The sequence below is a fragment of the Fervidobacterium islandicum genome, assembly GCF_000767275.3.
Classification (GTDB): Bacteria; Thermotogota; Thermotogae; order Thermotogales; family Fervidobacteriaceae; genus Fervidobacterium; species Fervidobacterium islandicum.
The window spans coordinates 2,132,751-2,155,185 of sequence record NZ_CP014334.2 but is presented as its reverse complement, the minus strand read 5'-3'; the positions used below and the strand labels follow the sequence as shown (position 1 = coordinate 2,155,185).

Sequence of the window (22,435 nt, the reverse complement as noted above, 5' to 3'; positions counted from 1 at the left end):
ATGCACGAAAAAAGGCGCTCGTTTGAGCGCCCTTTTATTAGCTTTCTGGTATAATCTTTGCTATTTCTGGTATTACTTCGATGAACACTTCCCTGCCTTCAGTGAGATTTTTATCGAACGGAGGTAACACCTTGACCATCACCTCTCCGTAATCCGTTTGAATGTAGTATTCTGAGAAGTTTCCAAGATAGACTATCGTCGTTATTATTCCCTTCACCGGTCCTTCCTTTGATAGTTTCAAGCCTTCCGGCCTGCAACCGAGAACGTACTTCTCACTTCTCTTAGTAGGAACTGAAGGAATTTCGTAAACTGCATTCTTCAGTTTGACAACCGTTTTGTCCGGCTGAAATTCCACAACATCTATTGGGAAAAAGTTGATTTTACCCATAAACTCAGCCGCGAATTTACTCACTGGTTTTTCGTAAATCTCTTCCGGTGTACCTATTTGTTCTATTTTTCCACCTTTCATGAGAACAATTTTATCTGAAAGTGTTAGTGCCTCTGTTCGATCGTGCGTGACATATATTGCCGTTATACCTACTTCTTTTTGAATTCTCTTGATTTCAACCCTCATCTGCTCTCTCAACAATACGTCAAGATTTGACAACGGTTCGTCAAAAAGAAGAACCGAAGGTTCAACAACAAGCGCTCTTGCAAGAGCCACCCTCTGTTGTTGTCCACCCGAGAGACTGGAAGGCGGCCTTTCTTCAAACCCTTCAAGTCCAACAACCTTTAAAATGGCTTTGACCCTCTTCTCTATCTCTTCCTTCGGTACTTTTCGCATCTTCAATCCATAGGCAATATTTTCAGCAACGTTCATGTGGGGGAACAGTCCGTAACTCTGAAAGACCATAGCTGTGTCTCGTTTCCATGGTGGAATTTCTACCACGTTTACATCGTTAATTAGTATCATTCCACTGGTTGGCTTCTCGAAGCCAGCAATCATTCTTAAAGTTGTCGTTTTACCACATCCAGAGGGCCCCAGCAAAGTAACGAATTCCCCTGGGTTAACTTCGAAGCTGATATCATCAACCGCTCTTACTTCTCTTCCCTTGAAATCCTTAAATACTTTAGACACGTTCTTTATTTTCAATGAGACCTGCTTCATCGTATGTATCCCTCTCTTTTCATTGTTGGACAATCGTTTTTTCTAAATATTCACTCTTACGAACGAGAAGCCTCAATAATCCGAAGACAACAAGGATTATGATTATAAGTACCGAAGATAGTACGCTCGCAAGACCGAATCTTAGATTCTCTGAGAAATTGTATATCTGCATAGTAATATGATACCACTTCGCCGAAATCAAGAACACCACTGCACTAACTGCGGTCATAGATCTAACAAAAGTGTAAGAAAGGCTTGAAATAAACGCTGGTCTTATGAGCGGAAGAATTATAGTCGAGAACACCGTCTGTGGGTTAGCTCCCAGATTTTGAGCTGCTTCTTCTATCGATGGATCTATCTGTTTCAGAGTAGCAACTCCGCCTTCTACCCCTACGGGCAATTCTCTGATCACGTAATTTATCACAATAATCGCAGCCGTTCCAACCAATATTAGTGGTGGCTTATTGAACGCTATCACATAACTTATACCCACAAGCGTACCTGGTATTGAAAATGGTAATAGTACAAGACCTTGCAACAGTTTTTTGCCTGGGAACTTTTTACGAACAAAGAGAAACGCAACAATCATTGAAAATACACCTGCAATTGGCATCGCAACAGTCGCAAGCAAAGTTGTATCCGTTAACGCTTTTTTACCGCGCTGGAGTGCCTCGACGATGTTTGCAGTTGTAAAGGTATAATCTATTCCCCAGTTCTTGACGAAACAACCCATAAAGATTGTTGAATACAAACCTACCAGGAATATTATAATTACATACGCTATCACACTGAGAACCCTTCTTGCACCAGGGCTTACAATCTCAACTATCCTACCGCTGGGTTTACCTGTGACCGTAACGTACGATTTCCTGTTAACGACATACCTTTGCAAGTAGAATGCGGTGAGCGTAGGAAGTAACAGCAATAACGACAGAGCAGCACCTCTGTCTAAGCGATTCATACCAGTTACTTCGAGGTAGGCAGTGACTGAAAGCACGTTGAATTTTCCACCAAGCATTAGAGGATTCGCAAAGTCGGCCACCGAATTCGTAAAAACAAGCAGCCACGAGCTTAGCAGCCCTGGAAGTGATAGTGGTAGCGTTACTGTTGTAAAGACCTTCCACCTACTTGCACCGAGGTTCATTGAGGCTTCTTCAAGCGTGCTGTCTATAGCTTCTAAAACACCGACCATCGTAAGATACGCAATTGGGAACATTCCCATCGTTTGCGCAATTACCAAACCATCTAAACCGTATATATCCCAATTCAATTTCAGAAATTGCTTGGTTATAAGTCCATTTGAACCAAACAAGAGTATTATGGACAAGGTTAAAGAAAACGGCGGTGAAATGACCGGCAGCGTTGCTAATGTGGAGATAAATTTCTTTCCCTTGATTGCTGTTCTCGTAACTAAAAATGCAAAAAGGAAACCTACGATCGTGGAAACAGTCGCTGTTATGGAACCGAGTAACACGCTGTTAGCAAACGCTTTCAAATATCCTTTTTCAGTAAGTACTGTCTTCCATACACTGGTAGTAAACGTGCCGGTTCTCATGAAGGTCAGCCTAACCGCTTCATAAAGCGGGTAGACGATGAATACCAAAACGACTGCAAAAGTGACAATTATTGCGTACGTTGTCACCGGATCTATCGAGAACGTAGCAATCGCAAAAGCAATTGCGAAAAGTCCATAGAATATCAGGAACATAACATCTACTGTTCTGAGTAGTTTCAAAGAGTCACTTGCTGGATGGAGCTGGATAAGAATCCCGGCTACTTCAAAGTCTTTAACAATAGGTGTAAAGACTACAAAATAGTCTTTGTTGTCAACTCTTAGGATATTAGAGGAAAGATATACTTCTTCATAAAAAGCATGTTCTTCTCCGTAGCTGTAGTCAGGGAGCGTTTTAACAAGTCCCTTCAAACCCTTTCTTGTCTCGTATTCTTCACCTTCAAATGTTGACTTGTAGACAAGGATGTCGGGGAATCTCTCACTTATAGAGTCAACTTCCATAGTCGATATTGAGTTTGCCAACCTGAATAAGTTCTCCCGCAAGGAGCGGGAGAACTCGTTTCTTATCGTTGTACGTATCCAAAAGAGCACAAAAAACAAAATGCTGAGGACAATAACATATTTAATTATTTTCCAATTTCTTTGTTCCATCTGTCCACTAACCTCTCTCTGTTTTGAGCTTCCCAAAGAAGATCTTGCTGGACTAACTTCACATCTGATAGTTTGTAAACCATCTTATTTTTCGGTGCCTTAGGTGATAGAGGAATCACGTACCAGCTTGCGATTATTTCCTGTGCTTTGTCGCCAAGTATCCAGTTGTAGAGTTTTTTTGCTTCGAGAGGTTCTTTTCCACCCTTTATAAGTGACATTGCTGCTATTTCATATCCGGAGCCTTCTGAAGGCAGTGTGATGATGATAGGCGCTCCCTCTTTTTGAAGTTTCACAAGGTCGTGGAGATAGCCAATCGCTATGGTCGTCTCACCAATTGCACAATCTTTTCCTGGTGCTGAACCTGACTTGGTATACATGTTTACGTTTGCGTCAAGCTTCTTTAAGTAGTCAAAAACCTTGTTTTCATCTCTGTTGTAAAGGTTAATCAAGGTTGTAATAACGTTATACGCAGTACCTGAAGTGTTCGGATTTGCCATTCTTATTAGCCCTTTGTACTGTGGCTTTATCAAATCTGCCCAGCTTGTTGGTGGTGTGATACCAAGTTCTTTGGCTTTGTTCTTGTTTGTCGCAAACGCGAGAGGTCCAACGTAGAGACCTATCCAATAGCCGTCAGGGTCTTTGAATTTCTCGTCTATGAACTGACTGTATGGAGCTTTGTATGGAGTTGTAAGACCTTTCAACTTCGCTTCAACATGGAAGACACCAACACCACCGACCCATATCGAGGCTTGTGGATTGTTCTTTTCTGCTTCAAGCCTTGCAAGTACTTCACCAGTCGATAATCTTACCCAGTTGACCTTTATACCCGTTTCCTTTTCGAATTCTTGGAAAAGAGCCTTTGCAAGTGGCTCTTCAAGAGTGGTATAAGCATTAACGTAGTTGCCTGCGTACGCGATAACTACTGATAATACGAAAACCAAGAACAAGAGCTTTTTCATACCTTTCACCTCCCTATGTTGGTTAAGAATAGTATAGCATGAAAAGGCTTATCCATTTCAGTAGAAATTTGCAGAAATTCCAGGTTATGTTAATAACTGCCAACCGGATTGGTATCAAACAAAGTAGTATGGAACATCAACTTTGTATTTCCCTCTAAATTCTGGTTCTTTAAGCATCAGCGGACTATCCAAATCGTGGAAATCGAACGCACCTGTTCCGAGTGCAAAGTGAACGCTTTGATTAACACCAAGGCTCGATTCTGCCATACAACCAATCATCAACCTTAAATTTGCGGCTTTCACCATCTCAACAATCGCAAGTGCATCACTTATACCTGATTTCATAAGCTTGATGTTTACATAATCCACCGCTTCTTCTCTTATCAACCTCATCACATCGTATTTGGTCCTTGCACTTTCATCTGCAGCAACTGGGAACGGTGAATTCCATCTCACGTACTTGAGACCTTCGATATCGTGCATAGCCACAGGCTGTTCAAATACATGTATATCGATACCCGCCCGGTATAGCTCTGTCACAAACTTAACCGCCTGTTTCGGTGTGTAACCGGTGTTCGCATCGACGATGTATTTGCATCCTTTTGAAACTTCGTAAATCGCCATCATCGCTTGAATGTCTTCTTCTAAGTTTTCCCCAACTTTGACCTTGATTACGTTATGCCCGCGTTCAACTATCTGTTTTGCTTCTTCCACACGTTCTTCAATAGAACCAATGCTTATCGTGTAGTCTGTTTCTATCTTCGTTTTCGCACCGCCGAGTATCTGATAGACTGGAACACCTGTCTCCTCACTGAAAGCGTCAAGAACTGCGTACTGAACAGCAGCCTTTATACTTGGTGTACTGAACAACTTGTCTGTCACATCGAATATCTGTCGATACTGCCTTACGTCCATCCCTACTATCATATCATTTACAACACTCTCTAATCCCATCAAAGCAGCTACCTTTTCACCGTTGACTCTAAACGATGGTGAAGCTTCGCCATATCCGACAACACCATTGTCCAATTCGACGGCAACTTCAATATTTTCTGTGTCGTACGAAATGTTGTTCGTTATGTGGAACGGTTTGACGTATTCAAAGCGATTCAGCTTGAATTTCACAGATTTGATTTTACCCATCTTCAGTCCCCTCCATCTCAACAAGTTTAACGAATCTCTTCGAATTTCAGTACTTCGATCTCGCTTTTTAAATCTACTACGTACCCGTCTTCCTCTTTGCTGATAATTTCCATCTCTCCCGTCTGGTTATCGTAGGGATCCAATCGCCAAGCCTTTTTTTCAGGATAAAAATCCCCTTGAAATTCTGTGTTTGCAAACATCCTGAACCCATCGAGGTTAGTGAAGTAGAATATGCGCATGGGCTCTTGTTCTCTTCTTCCTCCACCAAACGAAAGGTCAACAGGAACCCAGCCGTATTTTTCAAGATAGATAAGTGCCCAATCGTGCGACGAAGCACCCAGTGGCGTTATACTCCAGCCCGATTGCCATTTTGCCGGTATACCAATCATTCGACATAGCGTGATGAAAAGTAGCGCTTGGAATCCGCAGTCTCCTTTGAACGTTGTCGCTACGTATTCGGGGATATTATCGTACAGTGCGTACGGAAGAACGTACGAATAGTTCACGTTTAGCGTAACGAAATCGTATATCCTCCTTGCACGAGTGAGGTCATCGAAAGTTGTGTAGTCTTCTCCGTGAAATATCGTATGGATGAGCTCTTTTAAGAAAGGTGAGAAGACGATGTGAGGGGGTAACTCGCTGAGGTCTTCTTTTGTGGGCTTTTCAGTGAAGAGTGACTGCTGTCCAATCCATTCGTGAATCGTGTATTCGAATTCTACATAGAACTTCTCCGTATCTTTCCCTTCCATGTAAACCGTCCTTTGACCAACCGAGTTGTCTGCAATCTCACATTCATGGCTCGAACTTATCAACTGCACATCACTTTGCTGAAATCCCTCTTTTGGGAAGGGCAACCACACGCGAACCTTTTCCTCTTTCGGATTTTCCTTTCCAACGGTTATTCTTGCACGCACGCGGTAGCTTTTCGGCTTTCCACTCTTAAGCAACCTTTCAACCGCCTTGTTTATTGTCTCCCGTCTTCGAATTGTTTGCTTGTCGACTCTTTGTCTCGATTTATATTCTTTCTCGTTGAAAGCCAAGTTTTTATCGAACCTGCTTTCGAAAAACCTCTGCGTTTCGATGTATATCCAGTCGATTTTGCCCTCTTTCCAAAGCTGCTCAAATTCAGACTTGGTTGCGTTCTTATAGGACTTTTTGAAAATCCTAAGTGCTTCGTCGTGGGGATATTTGTAGGTTCGTTTGAGAAGTTCCATTCTAAACAGTTCAAATTTCAGCCGCTCTCTCATCTGTGGTGGCAGTCTGTGTTCTAATATCTTGTCGATTTGCTTGTGCGCTTTTTTGAAAAAACCTTGATATATGTATTTTTTCAAAACATCTGGAAGTGGATAGGTAAGAAAATCCATCTTTGGCACGTTGCTCCCCCCTAAGATAATCAATGGATGGTATTTACAATTCTATTTTACATCTTTTTCCGTCTAAAACAAAACCTAAAAAACAACAAAAAGCCCCTGCACGTTAAACGCGCAGGGGAGAATAATCATTTAGAAAAGCATAAGCGATGTTTTACATAGGATTTGCTTAATTAGTATCCACTACCTGTTTCCTTGATGACAGGGAATGTGATTGATGAAATTCTCGTTAATGTCATAAGTATTTTTGGAACGTCGGTATTGTCCATGAAGCCTGTGAAGTAATGTGCACCAGGACCAAATGCGTACACTGGAACTGGGGCTGCCGTGTGGTCGAATGTTGTCCAACCAAAGCCTAATTTTTCGCCCACAAATCTTGCAAGTTGTCTTCTCAAATCACTTGCTGGAATCTTTTTGAGGTTTTCGTATTCAGCATCCGTAACGGAAATTCCGTACCATTCCTTGAGCCCTGCCATGAATTTATCCTTTTCGCTTATGTTATACTGTGCAAGGAACATCTGTGTTGTGCCTTTTGCTTTCCTTGCCTGTTCCACGTTTATTGTGTACCCACCTTTAGAAAGTGACAATCCACCTGTTTCATGGTCTCCAAGAACAACAACAAGCGTGTTCCCATCTTTGGCTGCAAACTCAAGAGCTACCTTTACGGCGTTGTCAAACTCAACAACTTCCTTCCACACACCGTAAAAATCGTTAGCATGTGATTCCCAGTCTATCTGAGAACCTTCAACCATGAGCATGAACGGTTTTCCATCTTTGGAGAGAAGTTCGATTGCTTTCTTTGTCATGGCATCGAGTGTTGGTTGATTTGCTGGTCTGCTTGATACTGGATCCAAGTGCCCTTTTGTGAACAAACCAAGAACTTTTGAGGAACTGACTTTGTTGAGTTGTTCTGGTGTGGTGATGTACTCGTATCCGTTCTTGGTCATCATTTCTATAAGGTTTAGTCCATCTGTTCTCCTACCACCTTGCGCAGTTGGAACGAACATGTCCCAACCGCCACCGAAGATGACATCAACAACACCTGATTCAGCAAGCTGCTTTGCAAGGGTAACTTCATCATCCCTGCTGGCAACATGACCGTAGACAGCAGCTGGTGTTGCATGCGTGACTCTGCAGGTTACAGCAATACCGATGTTGTATCCGGATTTCTTCGCAAGTTCGTACATTGAAGGTACCAAAGTACCGTCTGGAGGAACACCGATCGCCCTATTCAAAGTCTTGTAACCAGAGAAAAGAGCTGTACCTGCCGGTGCAGAATCGGTAACCCAAGAATCTGCAGAATAAGTAGTGGTTATGCCGGTGTAAGGAAGCGTCATCGTTGTCAGTACTCTTCCTTCCAAAATGCTTGCTAAAAGAAGCTGGTTAAAACTCATACCATCCCCAACCAAGAATATCACGTTGAGAGAAAATGCTAAAGCTGTGATAAAAACAAGTGCTAAAACCAATACGCTTCTCAACTTCATACCCTACACCTCCTCTTAGTGTGTACAAAATGATGCGCTTCGACTATATTATAAAAGGAAGTCTGAAAAGGGATTGTGTACTATCATTAAGAAATATAAATCAGCTGGCGGTCGCCAGCTGATTTGATAAAATCCCAATTAAAACTTCTTTATATCCTCTGGTCTTCTTGGCAGAATTTCGTACATGCCTTGATAAAGGTACATTATACCGGTAACTTCTACCTTGTCCCCTACCTTCAGAGTATCGACTTTGAATGGTACCTCTTTCCTGATGTAGACCAGTATTTCGAACTTATCAGTCTTCACTCTGAACTGGAACTTTTCAACAGAACTCACGGTTCCAACAACCACAACAAGATTCGATAGATATTTCTCGAATTTATCATCCTTGAGCTCAACTGCAGTCGGTGTAGCCGTCCCAAGGATTTCTACTTTGTCAGGGATGATCTCCAAGATTCCGTAGTACACTTTCGTTTTCCCAGCCACCTTAATAACGTCGCCCACTTTTAAGTCTGCTGGAAGCACCTTACCGTAGAGCATAATACCAGCTGTTTCATCTTGCATGTATGTTGTCAGTGTTCCAAGTACGCCTACTGGTGCCAAAACTATACCTGTTGCTTCAACAGTTGTCCCTTCCTTTGTCTTGTAAATATCTGCGATCTTAAGAAGACTATTTGCAAAGAAAAGCGTGCTGAGAATAACCAAGAAAACGATAAGCAACCTTTTCATCATCCCAACCTCCCTTTCTAGCTAACGATTCTAATTTCAAATGGTGCGCGCAGCATTATCATGTATTTCTTCTCATAGTTATCGTACCACAATTCACCATAGAACCTAACTTTTCTGCCTTTTAAACCATACAAATTGTACCCGTTGAATAGGTATTTGTATTCTTCATATCTCACTTTGACAAGAGCGAAATCAGATTCTATATAGTACGTATAATTAGAGTATCTCACGTTGGAAACATCCATTTCAAGCCATACAATTTTTCCTATGTATGAACTTGAAAGATTTGACTTCGTAATAATTGGTGCTTCATCATATTTTGAGAATATGCCTTTCCTATTTTGATAAGCTCTGTTATATGCAGCGACTATCTGATTTGTGTACATCGGTACAGCTGTGCTCTCGTAAATAAGAGGTCTTGCGTAACCTTGCTCGGTAACCGAAGCTTCGTATAAGTATTTGTTCTTTCCATCAATTCCAAAAAGGTAAACCAGTTTTCTTCCGTAGTTATCTGTACCTTTTTGTTCATAAGTTAGCTCAAAATTGTTTGCGAACCATATAAGGTAGTTCTTGGCATCGATTCCGTACTCACCAGCAGGTTTATCACCAGAATGGATTTCTGGTGCGTCAATACCTATTAGTCTGTATGACTGACCATAGACTTTGACTGTGTCACCATCGATTACTTCAACGTTCTTTAGTATCTCTTGCTGAGTTGCACAAGATGATAGATAAAGTGTTACGACAAGAGCTATGATTATCCAAAAGTTTTTATAAAACTTTCTCACTTGCAAACCACCTTTCTATAAAGTAACCTCATAAATGCTGCATCAGTTACATTGCTTCTATGTCGGACTGCTGAATCGGTTGAATTTCGTACTCGCCTTTAAAGAGCGTCAAAATACCAGTTACCTTTACCTTTGTTCCCTCTGATATGTTAGCTAAACTAATGCCCGTAGCAGCTTTTATATAAACTTTCACTTTAAAGTTGCCTGTGTTGACAATAAAATTGTCTTTTGCCACATTTTCAACAGTTCCGATCACATAGACTAAGTTGGACATGTATTTGTCTGAAAGTTCTCTCAGTTCTACGGGTTCGACTTTGGCATTTCCAACCACGGTTACACTGTCCACAACTATTTCAAGTATACCGTTGTAGACCTTTGTCGAACCAGTTACCGATACCACATCTCCAACCTTGAGTGTTGTAGGAATGGACCTTCCGTACAACATTATCGCACCTGTTTTATCCTGTATGTATGTTGTTGAACCACTCAAGAGTCCAACTGGTGCAAGTACAGTACCAGTGACTTTAACCTTCGAACCTTCAGGCATCTTGTACAGATCAGCAACTGTTATCGTTTGTTCCCTTTGAGCGGATGTTGAAACTACTTTTGGCGCGAACTGAGATAAGACACCTTGCACACCAGCAAGTAAATCTATACTCGCTTGATAGTTATAAGTCACTTTTAGAAGCACTGACTGAGTTCCGGGCATTGAGGAAGAAACGTACAAATCACCGTTAGCAAACGATAGTGAAAAGTCCCCAGACGTTATCTTAACACCGTAAAGTGGTAGCCAACCATTTTCTGCCCAGATGCTGTTGTACTTTGCAAACAATCCCACATAGAAGTTAGGCAGGTTGTAACCTATCTCGCCCATGACATTCCATGATCTTGGTTGGTTGGGGTTGGAAGGCTCACCTGTTGCAAAACTCACATCGTATTTGTTTCCACCAATCCAAGCGAATTGACCTGCCAAGAAAATAGGACCAGAATTTAATGTTGCACCTGCGAGAAAACTTGGTTCATTTATCGTATTCGTCGCTGACCCAACACCAGCCCAGTACTTCAAAGTACCGAAAGGCAAGTTCTGCGTGTTTTGATAATTGAGCGAAAGTTGATAGTACCTTGTTTCATAATACGCCCCAAATTGTCCGAAATCTGTCTTAAGCGTACCGTAAAGGGCATAATTATTTAATTCAATGCTGTAAGCTCCGCCAACCTCGTAAGAGTAGTTCCCAACCTTTCCCGATACGTAACCAACAACACCACCGATACCCAATTCCGTTGCTGAAGTTTTGTAGGTGTCGTATTTTAACCCCCCGATTTGAACACCGTCGTAATTATTTGTAAGGCTACGCGATAACCTCATTCGACCTATCGCTATATACAACGTATTTATGTAGCTGTTGTCAAGTCTAAACCTTGAATCAACAAAGTAATATCTTGGAACTATAAAATTCATTCCAAACAAATTAAACGTTTGATGTGAATAGGTCATGTAATCAGTTAGCTTTATAGCGAAAGAGTCAAGCGGGCTTGGTAAAGAGATTGTCCAGTACGCTATAGGAAAATTATCTATAGCGCCGGAGTTAAGATCATAAGTCAGATAACCTCGTACTTGAAAATCAAGTTTGAAGGAAAAACTAATAGTAGCAAACACTAAAATCAAGATAAAAACAAACTTTCTCACGCTAATCCCTCCCAAAAATTATCATGCTGGATTTTCGTTAAACACCCCGGGCAAGGAACTGCCCGGGGCATTTTTGATACTTCGCCCAAAATTGATTATCAGTATTCCCATCTCAGCCTTGGATAATCTTGTCCTTCGTTAATTCTCCAAATATTTGTAAAGTCCCAACCCACAAACGTGCTTTGCTGTTTCATTTCAGTTGTGGTTTTGGCTGCCTGCAATGAACTGTTTGCTGAACCAGAATTTTCTCCAGCTACATCTTTATCAAAGTAGTTGTTACCACTACCTGAACTTGCCGGAACACTGCTACCACCTATGAATCCTTTCCAATTGTTATTCCCACTCGAGCCTGGTCGAACCGCTGCATAACATCTGCGAATTGTAACTTCACCAAGTGGTGAACCACTTGTGTTCCTTGAAACAAGACCAATTAGACCACCTATGTTAGAACTACTTGTCGATTTGAAGTTGACTTGTCCTGTAGCATAACAGTCTTCGACAACGCTGTTTGTTGTCTGATTTGCATAGAACCTTCCGAAAAGTCCTCCAGCTCTTGCGTTATCATTGTTCGGTGCACTTACAGTAACGTTGTCAGCGAAACACTGGCGCACTATCATAGGGTTCGTAGAACCTGTGTCTGCGTTAACATCGCCTATTAATCCACCAACGTACGGATAGTTCCCCGAGTTGGTTGCGGTAACAGAAGAATTTCTAACTCCAACCTTTTCAACAGTCGAATTCTTAGCCCCTCCAGAAAGTACACCTACGTAAGCTTGAGCTGTTATGTTCGCATTTTCGAGTATCAAGTTCTTCACTGTTGCATTGTAAATGTACCCAAACAAACCAACATTCGTTTTCGACGAGTCGTTGTAAGTTAAGTTCCTTACCTTTTTCCCATTTCCATCGAAGACACCGACAAATGCCGACTGAGCTAAGTTGAAGCTGTACGTTCCTATTGGTTCCCAGTTGGCACCCTGCAGATCGATATCGGCAACGAGTTTGAAATACTTGCCTGTCGTTCTATAAGCATCCTTATTCAAAAGCTTAAGCTGATTCACGGTACCAATGAGATACGGATTACTCTCCGAGCCATCTCCACCTGCAAATGTGTATCCGATATTCTCTTTTTTCACTTCTTCACTTGGTCCTTCTTGGCCGTCAACAACGGGTGTAACAGCGATAGCTTCAAGTGTGTTGTAATCTCCCTGTGCTAAGTCAAAAGAATAGCTCTTGTCACTTGTCGTTCCCTTAAGCACGTACTCGCCTGCAACCTTTGTGTAGACTTTGAACTGAGCTTCACCATCGTAAGACCAGCTAACGTACATCTTACCGTTATAGTCATCGTATGAAGCAAGCAAACCTGTTACTGGATTTATTATCACAACTTCGATTTCTTCTTTGGAAATTGTCAGAATTTTGCTCTTTGAAGTTCCTTTCACAATTTCAATGCCAACTGACTTTGGCGCTTCGTTAACTGGTATTATAACTTCCTTCGATGTTGTTGTTGTAGCAAGTGTCGTTTCAGATTCATCCGAGATGTAAATATTGAATGCTGCATCTGTCACATCTGACTCCCAACTCAGTGTTAAGAGTTTTGAATTCGGATTGTATTTGGCGCGGGCATTTGTTACCATAGGAAGCTCTATGATTATTTTATCAGGGAATACGACAAACTCCCACACATCGTTGTAGTATTTTGTATAACCTACAAGTGTCGCTGGTGTAGTTGTCGTTGGTTTGTATATAGCATCGACATCGGCTACCTTGTAAACACTTATCGAAAGTTTCTCATCACCCACAGGATATTTGAACTCGTAAGTATTTGGAAGTTCGCCAGCATTACCCGTAAATTCACCGTAAACATATGCATATCTTATATCCCAAAGTGCTCTTGTTTCTTTTGTTTTATCGAGAGCTGTGTTCAAGAGAGCCGGCTCAATAACACTTGTATCCTCGCTAAGTTCCTTAGTCCCACTGCTAAGGTCTATTTCTAAGGACTTGCTGTACGTCTTCCCAACAGCATTTTTTATTGTGAGTTTCTTACCAATGTCGCTATTCGTTAAGTTTGCTTTGTAAACAAAAATGGCCGTTGTTGCATCTGAAATTATCGCGTTAGTCGATGATACGTAAATCACTTTTCCAGAGATTTCCGGTATCGTTATCCCCGTATCCGGGTTTGCTGAGTTCAGAATTTCAAGTTTCCAACCGTAGATGTCCTTCACTGTTGTTCCGCCTCCGCCACCACCGTTACCTCCGCTACCTTGATTCTGAGGAACACAAGAGAAAATCAGCAGCAAAGTTACTACCACCGCTGTCAAAAGTAAGACCCTACTTTTACCCATAACCATACACCCCCTGTAAGTAGTGGTTTTGCAAAGTGAGAGCGTTGAAAATTTCCAAAAAACCACAAAAAATTCTTTTACTTATAAACCACAACTTTTTTATCCAAAACTTTCCACAACTAAAGTATGTGTTGAAAAAAACTTAGAACCTACAAATCCTGCGAATGGTTTTCATATAACAAAAATCCCTTTAACTAGTGCTAAGCCTATACCAGAACATCTTGCTCCTGTTTCAAACTCTTTCAGCGAAGTCTCTCAATTACTAAAGATAGAGAAAAAGAAACGTGCCCTATTACCGTAGCTAATTATTATATCACAATTTTAAGAACTGATTAATACACATTAAAAAAGAATAGCAATGAATCGCGAGAAAAAACTTCTCATTTCAGCAAATTTCTCCGAAATTTGCACTTTTCTGCTTCCAGTAACCAAACATCGATGTGGTTCGGTTTGTTTAGTAAGGAGACTCCTGATTTATTTAACCATGCACAATTAAAATCCTGAAATATCGAATTTATGTCGCTCATATCGAACAACACCAAAACTAAAAAAACGGCCCTCTTCAGGCCGATTTTTTTCAACATGATTAGTTTTCAAATCTTCTCACTTATCGCCTTTGCTTGCAAGAATAAACCAAGGTAATCTCTTCCACCTGCTTTGCTGTCGGTACCTGACATGTTGAATCCACCAAATGGATGGACTCCCACAAGTGCACCTGTTGATTTTCGGTTGAAGTACAGATTTCCAACGTGGAACTCTTCTTTTGCTCGCTCTATACGGCTTCTGTCACGCGAGTACAGAGAACCAGTTAATCCGTATTCTGTAGCATTCGCTATTCTCAATGCATCGTCGAAGTCTTCTGCCTTAATTATCGCGAGCACTGGACCGAATATTTCTTCCTGTGCTATTCTTGCATCCCATGGTACGTCTTTGAATATCGTCGGCTCAATGAAGTATCCACCAAGGTCTTCACGTGCATTACCACCGAATATGAGCTGCCCTTCTTTTTTGCCTATTTCTATGTACGCCATTATCTTTTCCATCGAGCTTTTGTTTACAACCGGACCGAGCCAATTTTCTTTGTACCTTACGTCACCAATCGTTATCTTCTTCGCCCTTTCTATAACTTTCTCAATCAACACATCGTAGACATCTTTAACAATAACTGCTCTGCTTCCCGCACTGCACTTTTGCCCTTGGAATCCGAATGCACTGACGATTATTCCTTCCGCTGCTGCATCAAGATCCGCTGTTTCATCAACAACAACGGCGTCTTTTCCACCCATTTCGAGCACAGTTCTCTTAATCCAAATCTGTCCGGGCTGTGGTTTTGCGGCAAGTTCGTGTATGCGCAAACCGACATCTTTTGAGCCGGTGAAGCTTATGAACCTTGTTTTCGGATGCTTCACTAAAAATTCACCAGCGAGTGCACCACTGCCCGGCAAGAAGTTGACAACTCCATCAGGAAGTCCGATTTCTTGCAATACTTCGAAGAATTTAGCTGCAATTACCGGGCTATCGCTCGCTGGTTTTAACACAACGGTGTTACCTGTGACTATAGCAGCGCTTGTCATTCCAATGAGTATGGCGAGTGGGAAGTTCCATGGTGGAATGATGATGCCAACACCGAGTGGTATGTACCTTAGCTCGTTGTACTCTCCAGGAATTCTGACAACTGGTTGTTCTGATGCATACCTTAGCATTTCGCGTGCGTAAAATTCTAAGAAGTCTATAGCTTCAGATGTATCTGCATCAGCTTCAACCCAATTCTTACCAACTTCGTAGACCATTACTGCATCAAATTCGAATTTCCTTTCTCTGATTTTTTTCGCAGCCTTTAGTAAGTACTCTGCCCTTACATGCGCAGGTGTTTTACTCCACGTTTTGAAAGCTTCCCACGCTGCTTCGAGCGCCTTTTCCGCCAGTTCTTCGTTTGCACTGCTCACAACACCAACAACTTCGTCTGGTTTGCTCGGGTTGATGGACCTAATCTTTTTCTCCGTTTTGTACGTTTTTCCTCCGATGACAATATCGTACTCTTTCCCGAATTCTTTGTAGACTTTTTCAAGAGCCTCTTTCATCTTATGCTCGTTTTCTGGTTTTGAGAAGTCGGCTACAGGCTCATTTTTGAAAGGTGGTATGATCGTCCAATCCGTTACTTCGTACATCCCAATCCCCCCTGGAATAGATTTGGCTTTTGTCTTTAAATTCTTAATTTCCTTCCTTTTCTTTGAGCTTTTTTACAATGAATGAGGCAACGTGTATACCCTTTGTTCCTCTACCGAATCCTGCATCGACACCGTTTTCTACGGCCATGTCGTTGTTTATCTGTGTTCCACCAACGATTATCAATACCTTGTCCCTTATACCTTTTTCAATTGCAAGTTCGTTGAGTCTTCTCATGTTCTTAATGTGCACATCGTTATGTGTGATGATCATGGAAGCAAGTATCGCATCCGCACCCGTTTCGATTGCTGCGTCGATGAGTTTTTCTGGTGGAACGCTTGTACCAAGGTAGACGTATTTGATTCCGTATTTTTCGATACCACCGTGTTTGATGTCAAGAATTTCACGCAGGCCGACCGAATGTTCGTCTTCTCCTACGGTTGCTGCCACCACTTTTATTGGACGTTTGGCTACATACTCGAATATTTCTTCTTCCGGAAGTGTTTCTGGTTTTTTGGGAAGTTTCAATTCATCTATCTTAATTTCGAATGGAACTTTTGCTTTTACTTCAACGTACGTTCCCTCAGCTGGATGTAGCACGGTTTTTGCAATTACCGTAGGATCCTCAAGCCCAAGCTTTTCACATACTGCAAGAGCCGCTGCTTCTGCGTACTCTTCTGGAAGTGCGAACGTCATATCAATCTGGATCCAGCCATCAGAATACCATTCAACTTCCGGTTTGATGACGTTTCTTGCTTTCATGTCTTTAATGCGTTGCAGTCTAAGATTGACATTATCCGTTTCGTCAAGCTCGTCTATGAACTGTATCTTTTCAGGTTTGTGGAACGTACAACCACCGATGAGATCACACGGTTTTTCGAGCCCATCCGGCAAGTTGTTGTATCCAAAGTGTTCGCAAACTGGTGCCATGTAGTCTGGTTCCCTTGGAACAACCGTTCCTGCAGCGATTTCTCCGTCTTTCTTCCTTGCGATACCATCGCCAAGTCGTTCAGGATAATACCCATTGTCAACAAACATACCTGCTTCGAGTGCCTCGAAGTAGCCTCCCATTTCGAGGATCTCTTCGAGCATCAAAATGGCCCTCATCTTCAGTTCTCTGACTTTTTCTCGAATCGCTTCTTGGTCGATTTTGACGTACTTTTTGATTCCGTCCATCGCAAGAAGTGTGTGTTTTGCCGTTTCTACTCCCCTTATCGAGTTGATGTGCCATGGCACGTTTCTTCCCTCATCGGGAGTTATCGTTGATTGTAAATCCGCGCTTGTTAATCTTGAGAGTACGGCATTCAAAACGTGCACCCTTGTTGCATCGAAAAGGTCTGATTCGATGTACCTTGTGTTCATCTGCGCTCTGAATTTGAATCCTTTGAATAGTTCTCTAAGTGCGACGGCATATGGTAAGTCTATTCTCATCTCTGGTAGCGGTGCAATCACCGGAGGAACTGTTGATAGTGCGATGTTTTCCTTCGGCATTCCGACTTTGACGGAGAACATACAGTTGATACCGTGCTGGACGAGTAGTTCTGGCATTACGGTCCACGCCAGTTTTGCGGATGCGTTTGCGTTGTGTGCACCATCTATTTGGAGCATGTTCGCCCATGCCATTATCTTTTTTGCAACGGCTGCGTCGACAAACGATCTAACAGGATTGACACCTCTGTAAAGAATGTTGTACTGCGGGTCTTGGTGAGCACCGTTGACGCCTTCTTCTGCAAAGAGAACAGCTATCTCAGGACCTGCAACACCAGAAACGTAGCTGTGGAAGTTTATAGGTCTTCCAACTTCGTCTTCTATCAAATCAAGCGCTTTTCTGGTTGCCCTAACTTGCTTTCTCGTGATTGGTATCCCTCCGACGCCTTCTGGGGTTCCTTCGATGAGCCCGTCGAAGTGCGATTGCCCAAGTGTCCGTATGACCATTATATGATCCGCACCGTGCCATGCTGCCATGCGCATTCTCCTGATGTCATCTTCGAACCTTCCGGAAGCGATTTCACTTGTGATTACGACATCTGGCTGCGGGTCGATGTTGTTGAAATAATGCGCAGCTGGTAGTGGGATGCTGTTTTTCAATGGCTCGCTGATTTGGTAGTATTCGTACCTATCAACTTTTGTGCCTTCTGGAAGTTTCTTTCGCCAAGTCCAGCCCCTTCTTCTTGGACGGTATTTATCTAAGTCTTTCAGTATCTCTTCAACATCGATTGGAACTTTTGGGTCGAGTTTATCCATTCTTCTTCACCTCCGACTTAGAGACACGCGACTTCAGGCGTGTGAGACTTGTAATAGTTTGCTTTCCTCTTGCTATATTGCCAGCCGTCAGATATTTGAATCAGCTTGCAGTACTTATATCTTATTCCCTGACTAATCCTTTTGCCATTCGTATCCTTAATGTCGAAAAATCCGCTCCCTCTCACTCACTTCCAGGGTCAGAGACTGGAGAAGCATCCCGGAGTGGGTCTTGAGCCTACTACCAACGTAGCACCTTCATCCCCTTGTCCTTCGGGTCCAGTGCTCAGGCTGGTCAACCAGGGCTATTACAAGCTCTCGACTTCAGTCAGGGGTGGTTGACCCCTTTGAAAATCCTGTCCACATCATCCCAATATTCGCCGTTTATCATCCTTCTACCTGCCTCTATGTAATCTATGTTGTGTTCCTTGGCAATCCTCAAGACGATGTGACCAGCACCTTTCCCAAGAAGGCCTCGTTCAAAGATCATGTCTACAAGTTTCTTCGCTTCCAGACTGTTGAACCCCATCCTCAGTAGAACGGACCTTTCGATAGATGGGCTTGTGTGCGTCTTTGCAAGTTCAACAAGAGGATCGACAACTTTTTCAACAAGTTGCCAAAAATAGGCGTTGAGTTCTTCATCGGTCATGTTCTGAAGGTGTTTCGACCTTTCTGCAAAATCATCTGGTCTTGGCTTCATCCCTTTCCCTCCTCAATCTCTTCTCTCTACAAGATTTTCTTAACTTCTTCTATCCAGCGTGTTATTTCATTCCTTGTTGCTCTCAGGTCTTCTTCCAAGAATTTCATTTCAGTCTCTGTGAATTCACTTCTGCCCTCGCGTTTGATAAGTTCTTTGAGGTAACTTTTTTTCATCTCTTCGACTGGGTATTCGATTACTCCTATTTGTGAAGGATGTTCAGGGATTGCAATGACTTTCCCGGGGACGTCCTCTTTTATCGGATCCCCCCGTTTTACAATCATGCCCATCTTCTTTGCAAATGTGAGCTGAGCTGAGGGCAGTTTCCCAGCACCCGTGTACTCTGTTTCGTTCACCACTATCGTCTGGTCTTCGTCCATTTCAAGCGCAAGTGCGATTGCTGCCGTTAGTGATGTGTTCCCAGCTGGTCCCCTTTGCAAGCCTTCAAGTTGTGCAAGCATTTCAGTAACGTAGAAAACTTCTCCTTGCGTTACGAGTACATATCTATCCATGTATCTCAAAGGTCTTGCCGCGTTTTTCGGTACATCTGATCTATCTGGAAACACGGCAAATGGTATCCCAAACCCTGTGTGACCTGTTGTGAAGTATTTCCTGTTGAAGTCCGTATCACTAGCCATATGTAGCCCTCTCAAATCTACGCTTGCACCGATTATTTTAGTTTCCGTCGCGCCGGCTTTTTTCAAGCCACGTGCAGTACCTGTAAGTAAACCACCACCTGCATGCGTAACGATAACGGCATCCGGAAATCTTCCGGTTAGTGCTTTCATCTGCTCTGCAATTTCATATCCAAGAGTTTCTATCCCAGCAATTGCGTACGGAGAATACAGTGATGCGTTGAAATATCCGGTTTCTTCAAGCAGTACCAACGTGTAATAGAAAAGTTCCGGTCCTACTGTTAGCTGGACAACTTCTGCACCGTACGCTTCACAAGAGCGACCCTTTTCAAGAATTTCAGGTTGGCCACGCCATTGGCTGTCGTAACATTCTTGGACGATGATGCATTTTAGACCTCTTTTGGCTGCTTGAGATGCAACCGCAGCGCCGTAGTTACCGCTTGTGGCTGCTATCACGCCTTTGTACCCAAGTTTTTGAGCATGGTAAACGCTTATTGCTGCCCTTCTATCTTTGAAGCTACCTGATGGGTTTGTAGCTTCATCTTTTAGGAAAATCCACGCACCTTTGCCTTTCGGGGCGAGCTTTTTGATGAGTTTGTTGATGTTCTTGAGTTCGACCAGTGGAGTGTTGCCAACACATGTTTCTGCTTGAATCTTTCGTACTTCTTCAAGCGAATACCCAACTTCTTTCATCATCTTTTCGTAATCAAAAGCGATACCTTCAATTATGAACTTTTCGTAGTCTATTCCAACAGCTTTGCGCATAATTTCAGCACGTCTTGCCATTACTGCAGTGTATGATTTATCTTTGCTCATTTCTCATCACCATCCGATGATTCCAATATTTCCCGTAGTTCCATACCTATCGTGATGAGCTCTGGTACGGGTTCACCGAAGTCGTGTTCGTATTTTGGATTAACCGAAACGAGTTTCCCGGTTACCAATCTGCCAGTCATTGTTTTTATTGTCACCATTGCACCTATTTCGGCAGCTTCGTCTTGTAAAAAACCTTTTACTCTCATTTCAAGGGGAACTTTTTTGGTATCTTCAGGTACTTGCGGTGCACGTTCGTGCGGCTGGAGTATCGTCACCTGAACCTGCACCCAATCGCCTTTCTTGGCAAGATTAGCGAGCATTAAGCTCACCTCCACGATTTTTTAAAGAGCTAAAAAATCATTTTGTAAAAGAAAGTATTGACCTCGGTACTGGCAAGTCGGCCATGCATTTCAAACCAGGCTGTGCCCCTATGACTATCGGTATCATATTTGTTGCTATAGCGATCGTTGCCTTACCACCTGGGATTTCAGGCTTTATCGACAGATTTATGTTTATGTCGCCGTATATTTCTATGTAATCTCCAGTTTCGACACCCTCAAGGTGCGGGTGAATTTGCTGTGGGTGGTACAGTTCAATCACGCATTTATCACCGACATATGCTCTTGCTGAATGATTGCATCCTGCAACCATACCGGGTTCAACTTTAACAACTGGTGTTTCTCTATGGACGTTCGAAATTATCGGTTTTCTTTCCTCTTCTATCTTTGTGATGTTCCATCCCAAAGCCCGCGCTATCATCGCAATGCTCTGCGGAAATCCTATGTGTCCAACTATCGTGCCTTTTTTCAGTCCCTCTTCGAACTGCTCTGGTGTTGTTCCAACACCTTGTGTTTCCATGACGGTTTTTCCAAATGGTGACAGGTCGTTGATTCTCTTCGCAACGATTCTCTCAACTCTTGTACACACTCCCGTGAGTGCAATTATCAACGTATCAAGGACAAATCCCGGGTTGACACCTGTTCCAAGGATCGTCACCCCGTATCTTTTGGCCAAACTGTCCATGTAAAGTGATTCTTCTGGATGGGAATCAAACGGAAAAGCCATTTCCTCGGCAATGGTGATGACATTTGCGTGGTTCTTGACTGCGTACTCGATCTGTGGCAGGACATCCTTCACAAACGAGCTTGTAGCAATAACAACAAGGTCAGGATTTGTCTCTTCGATTACATCGATAGAATCCCTAACGCGAACACCGTACGTTCCAACACCAAGCAGTTCACCAACATCTTTCCCAATAAACTCAGGGTTCTTATCGATAACACCAACCAATTTCATGAACTTGCTTTCGATGATGTTTCTTGCAATACCACGTCCCATAGCACCAAAACCCCATGTTACTATCCTCACTCTAATCCCCTCCCACTGGTAGATTTTGTCTGTTAATTTCATGGCTAAAGTGTGCTCTGTTATTTATTTTACATAATTTCACCACCGTAATTCAAACGTTCCTAAGTGTGTGATAGTAGCTAAAACCGAAGAGATGAAATTATAGCCCCTTTATACTCATTTTCTCTTTCTTTTGCTCGTTTATGCGCTGGTATGCAACAACACATAAAACAAGAAGAAAGCATAGTTTTATGAATGCGTAAACTACTACAAATATAATCACGATGCAGTATAACAAGTTGCTTAATGTGGATTTAACATACTTTTTTCACTAATTGCTCATTGAAAGTTACATACAGAATGGTATAATAACCGTGAAAGTTAGGAAAGCTTTTTCATAACTTATCAAAAGGAGGTTGGAGCTATGGCATCCAAGAAAGGTTTGACAGTAACACTTATTGTCATCGCCATCATCGTAGTCGCTATCATCTGGGCAGTAGCAGCAAACAAGAGCAAGGCAGCAGCAACAACAGAAGAAGCAACAACAACTGAAGAAGTAACAACGGAAGAAACAACAACAGAAGAAGCACCAGCAATGGAAGAAACAACAACGGAAGAGGTAACAACTGAAGAAACAACAACAGAAGAAGCAACAGCAACGGAAGGAACAGAAACTGAAGCAACAACAACGGAAGGAACAACTGAAGAGGCAACCGAACAAGCGTTTTAATGGACATTTTAAGTTAATTAAAAGCGGGC

Annotated in this window: 17 protein-coding genes; 1 reads left to right on the top strand and 16 read right to left on the bottom strand. The window is 42.4% G+C overall.

Annotation, left to right across the window (positions count from 1 at the left end):
- Positions 1 to 37: 37 nt before the first annotated feature.
- From NA23_RS10210 to ord, 16 genes are all read right to left on the bottom strand, one after another.
- The gene (locus NA23_RS10210) at positions 38 to 1,108 is read right to left on the bottom strand and encodes an ABC transporter ATP-binding protein (protein ID WP_033191630.1); all 1,071 of its coding nucleotides are present in this window, start codon (positions 1,106 to 1,108) and stop codon (positions 38 to 40) included.
- A gap of 19 nt (positions 1,109 to 1,127) precedes the next feature.
- Entirely contained in the window at positions 1,128 to 3,272 is a 2,145-nt protein-coding gene (locus tag NA23_RS10205; protein WP_033191631.1) for an ABC transporter permease, read from the bottom strand.
- Positions 3,248 to 4,231 (bottom strand): ABC transporter substrate-binding protein, encoded by a 984-nt coding sequence (locus NA23_RS10200; RefSeq protein WP_033191632.1) that lies wholly within the window; start codon positions 4,229 to 4,231, stop codon positions 3,248 to 3,250. Before NA23_RS10200 ends, NA23_RS10205 begins: the two co-directional genes overlap by 25 nt.
- A 114-nt stretch (positions 4,232 to 4,345) precedes the next feature.
- Entirely contained in the window at positions 4,346 to 5,374 is a 1,029-nt protein-coding gene (locus NA23_RS10195) for an L-Ala-D/L-Glu epimerase (RefSeq protein ID WP_033191633.1), read from the bottom strand.
- 26 nt (positions 5,375 to 5,400) lie between these two features.
- Complete coding sequence (locus NA23_RS10190) at positions 5,401 to 6,738, bottom strand: transglutaminase-like domain-containing protein (RefSeq protein WP_033192570.1); 1,338 nt, start codon at positions 6,736 to 6,738, stop codon at positions 5,401 to 5,403.
- A 179-nt stretch (positions 6,739 to 6,917) separates the two neighbouring features.
- Complete coding sequence (locus NA23_RS10185) at positions 6,918 to 8,228, bottom strand: alkaline phosphatase (RefSeq protein ID WP_033191634.1); 1,311 nt, start codon at positions 8,226 to 8,228, stop codon at positions 6,918 to 6,920.
- Positions 8,229 to 8,366: 138 nt separating this feature from the next.
- The gene (locus NA23_RS10180; RefSeq protein WP_033191635.1) at positions 8,367 to 8,957 is read right to left on the bottom strand and encodes a single stranded DNA-binding domain-containing protein; all 591 of its coding nucleotides are present in this window, start codon (positions 8,955 to 8,957) and stop codon (positions 8,367 to 8,369) included.
- A 17-nt stretch (positions 8,958 to 8,974) separates the two neighbouring features.
- Positions 8,975 to 9,745: a thermonuclease family protein gene (locus NA23_RS10175; RefSeq protein WP_052107136.1), complete on the bottom strand. Its 771-nt coding sequence runs from the start codon at positions 9,743 to 9,745 to the stop codon at positions 8,975 to 8,977.
- A 46-nt stretch (positions 9,746 to 9,791) separates the two neighbouring features.
- A complete protein-coding gene (locus NA23_RS10170; RefSeq protein WP_052107137.1) occupies positions 9,792 to 11,432 on the bottom strand; it encodes a hypothetical protein in 1,641 nt (546 codons plus the stop codon).
- Positions 11,433 to 11,530: 98 nt separating this feature from the next.
- Positions 11,531 to 13,774 (bottom strand): M26 family metallopeptidase, encoded by a 2,244-nt coding sequence (locus NA23_RS10165; RefSeq protein ID WP_033191636.1) that lies wholly within the window; start codon positions 13,772 to 13,774, stop codon positions 11,531 to 11,533.
- Positions 13,775 to 14,367: 593 nt separating this feature from the next.
- Positions 14,368 to 15,942: an L-glutamate gamma-semialdehyde dehydrogenase gene (pruA, locus tag NA23_RS10160; protein WP_033191638.1), complete on the bottom strand. Its 1,575-nt coding sequence runs from the start codon at positions 15,940 to 15,942 to the stop codon at positions 14,368 to 14,370.
- Between the two features lie 43 nt (positions 15,943 to 15,985).
- Positions 15,986 to 18,184, bottom strand: a complete 2,199-nt coding sequence (gene oraE, locus NA23_RS10155) for a D-ornithine 4,5-aminomutase subunit OraE (RefSeq protein ID WP_033191639.1) — start codon at positions 18,182 to 18,184, stop codon at positions 15,986 to 15,988.
- Between the two features lie 325 nt (positions 18,185 to 18,509).
- Positions 18,510 to 18,881: an ornithine aminomutase subunit alpha gene (locus tag NA23_RS10150; RefSeq protein WP_033191640.1), complete on the bottom strand. Its 372-nt coding sequence runs from the start codon at positions 18,879 to 18,881 to the stop codon at positions 18,510 to 18,512.
- Between the two features lie 26 nt (positions 18,882 to 18,907).
- Entirely contained in the window at positions 18,908 to 20,329 is a 1,422-nt protein-coding gene (ortB, locus tag NA23_RS10145) for a 2-amino-4-oxopentanoate thiolase subunit OrtB (protein ID WP_033191641.1), read from the bottom strand.
- Positions 20,326 to 20,649: a 2-amino-4-oxopentanoate thiolase subunit OrtA gene (gene ortA, locus NA23_RS10140; protein WP_033191642.1), complete on the bottom strand. Its 324-nt coding sequence runs from the start codon at positions 20,647 to 20,649 to the stop codon at positions 20,326 to 20,328. The genes ortB and ortA overlap by 4 nt, the downstream gene beginning before the upstream one ends.
- 37 nt (positions 20,650 to 20,686) lie before the next feature.
- Entirely contained in the window at positions 20,687 to 21,697 is a 1,011-nt protein-coding gene (ord, locus tag NA23_RS10135) for a 2,4-diaminopentanoate dehydrogenase (protein WP_033191643.1), read from the bottom strand.
- A gap of 403 nt (positions 21,698 to 22,100) precedes the next feature.
- Here ord and NA23_RS10130 point away from each other — a divergent pair, with 403 nt between their 5' ends.
- Positions 22,101 to 22,406 (top strand): hypothetical protein, encoded by a 306-nt coding sequence (locus NA23_RS10130; RefSeq protein WP_033191644.1) that lies wholly within the window; start codon positions 22,101 to 22,103, stop codon positions 22,404 to 22,406.
- The last annotated feature ends 29 nt before the right edge of the window (positions 22,407 to 22,435 follow it).

What these genes read in the sequence shown, in the direction of transcription:
- NA23_RS10210 (WP_033191630.1), bottom strand. Translation starts at nt 1,108, where the DNA reads ATGAAGCAGGTCTCATTGAAAATAAAGAACGTGTCTAAAGTATTTAAG.
- NA23_RS10205 (WP_033191631.1), bottom strand. Translation starts at nt 3,272, where the DNA reads ATGGAACAAAGAAATTGGAAAATAATTAAATATGTTATTGTCCTCAGC.
- NA23_RS10200 (WP_033191632.1), bottom strand. Translation starts at nt 4,231, where the DNA reads ATGAAAAAGCTCTTGTTCTTGGTTTTCGTATTATCAGTAGTTATCGCG.
- NA23_RS10195 (WP_033191633.1), bottom strand. Translation starts at nt 5,374, where the DNA reads ATGGGTAAAATCAAATCTGTGAAATTCAAGCTGAATCGCTTTGAATAC.
- NA23_RS10190 (WP_033192570.1), bottom strand. Translation starts at nt 6,738, where the DNA reads ATGGATTTTCTTACCTATCCACTTCCAGATGTTTTGAAAAAATACATA.
- NA23_RS10185 (WP_033191634.1), bottom strand. Translation starts at nt 8,228, where the DNA reads ATGAAGTTGAGAAGCGTATTGGTTTTAGCACTTGTTTTTATCACAGCT.
- NA23_RS10180 (WP_033191635.1), bottom strand. Translation starts at nt 8,957, where the DNA reads ATGAAAAGGTTGCTTATCGTTTTCTTGGTTATTCTCAGCACGCTTTTC.
- NA23_RS10165 (WP_033191636.1), bottom strand. Translation starts at nt 13,774, where the DNA reads ATGGGTAAAAGTAGGGTCTTACTTTTGACAGCGGTGGTAGTAACTTTG.
- pruA (WP_033191638.1), bottom strand. Translation starts at nt 15,942, where the DNA reads ATGTACGAAGTAACGGATTGGACGATCATACCACCTTTCAAAAATGAG.
- oraE (WP_033191639.1), bottom strand. Translation starts at nt 18,184, where the DNA reads ATGGATAAACTCGACCCAAAAGTTCCAATCGATGTTGAAGAGATACTG.
- NA23_RS10150 (WP_033191640.1), bottom strand. Translation starts at nt 18,881, where the DNA reads ATGAAGCCAAGACCAGATGATTTTGCAGAAAGGTCGAAACACCTTCAG.
- ortB (WP_033191641.1), bottom strand. Translation starts at nt 20,329, where the DNA reads ATGAGCAAAGATAAATCATACACTGCAGTAATGGCAAGACGTGCTGAA.
- ortA (WP_033191642.1), bottom strand. Translation starts at nt 20,649, where the DNA reads ATGCTCGCTAATCTTGCCAAGAAAGGCGATTGGGTGCAGGTTCAGGTG.
- NA23_RS10130 (WP_033191644.1), top strand. Translation starts at nt 22,101, where the DNA reads ATGGCATCCAAGAAAGGTTTGACAGTAACACTTATTGTCATCGCCATC.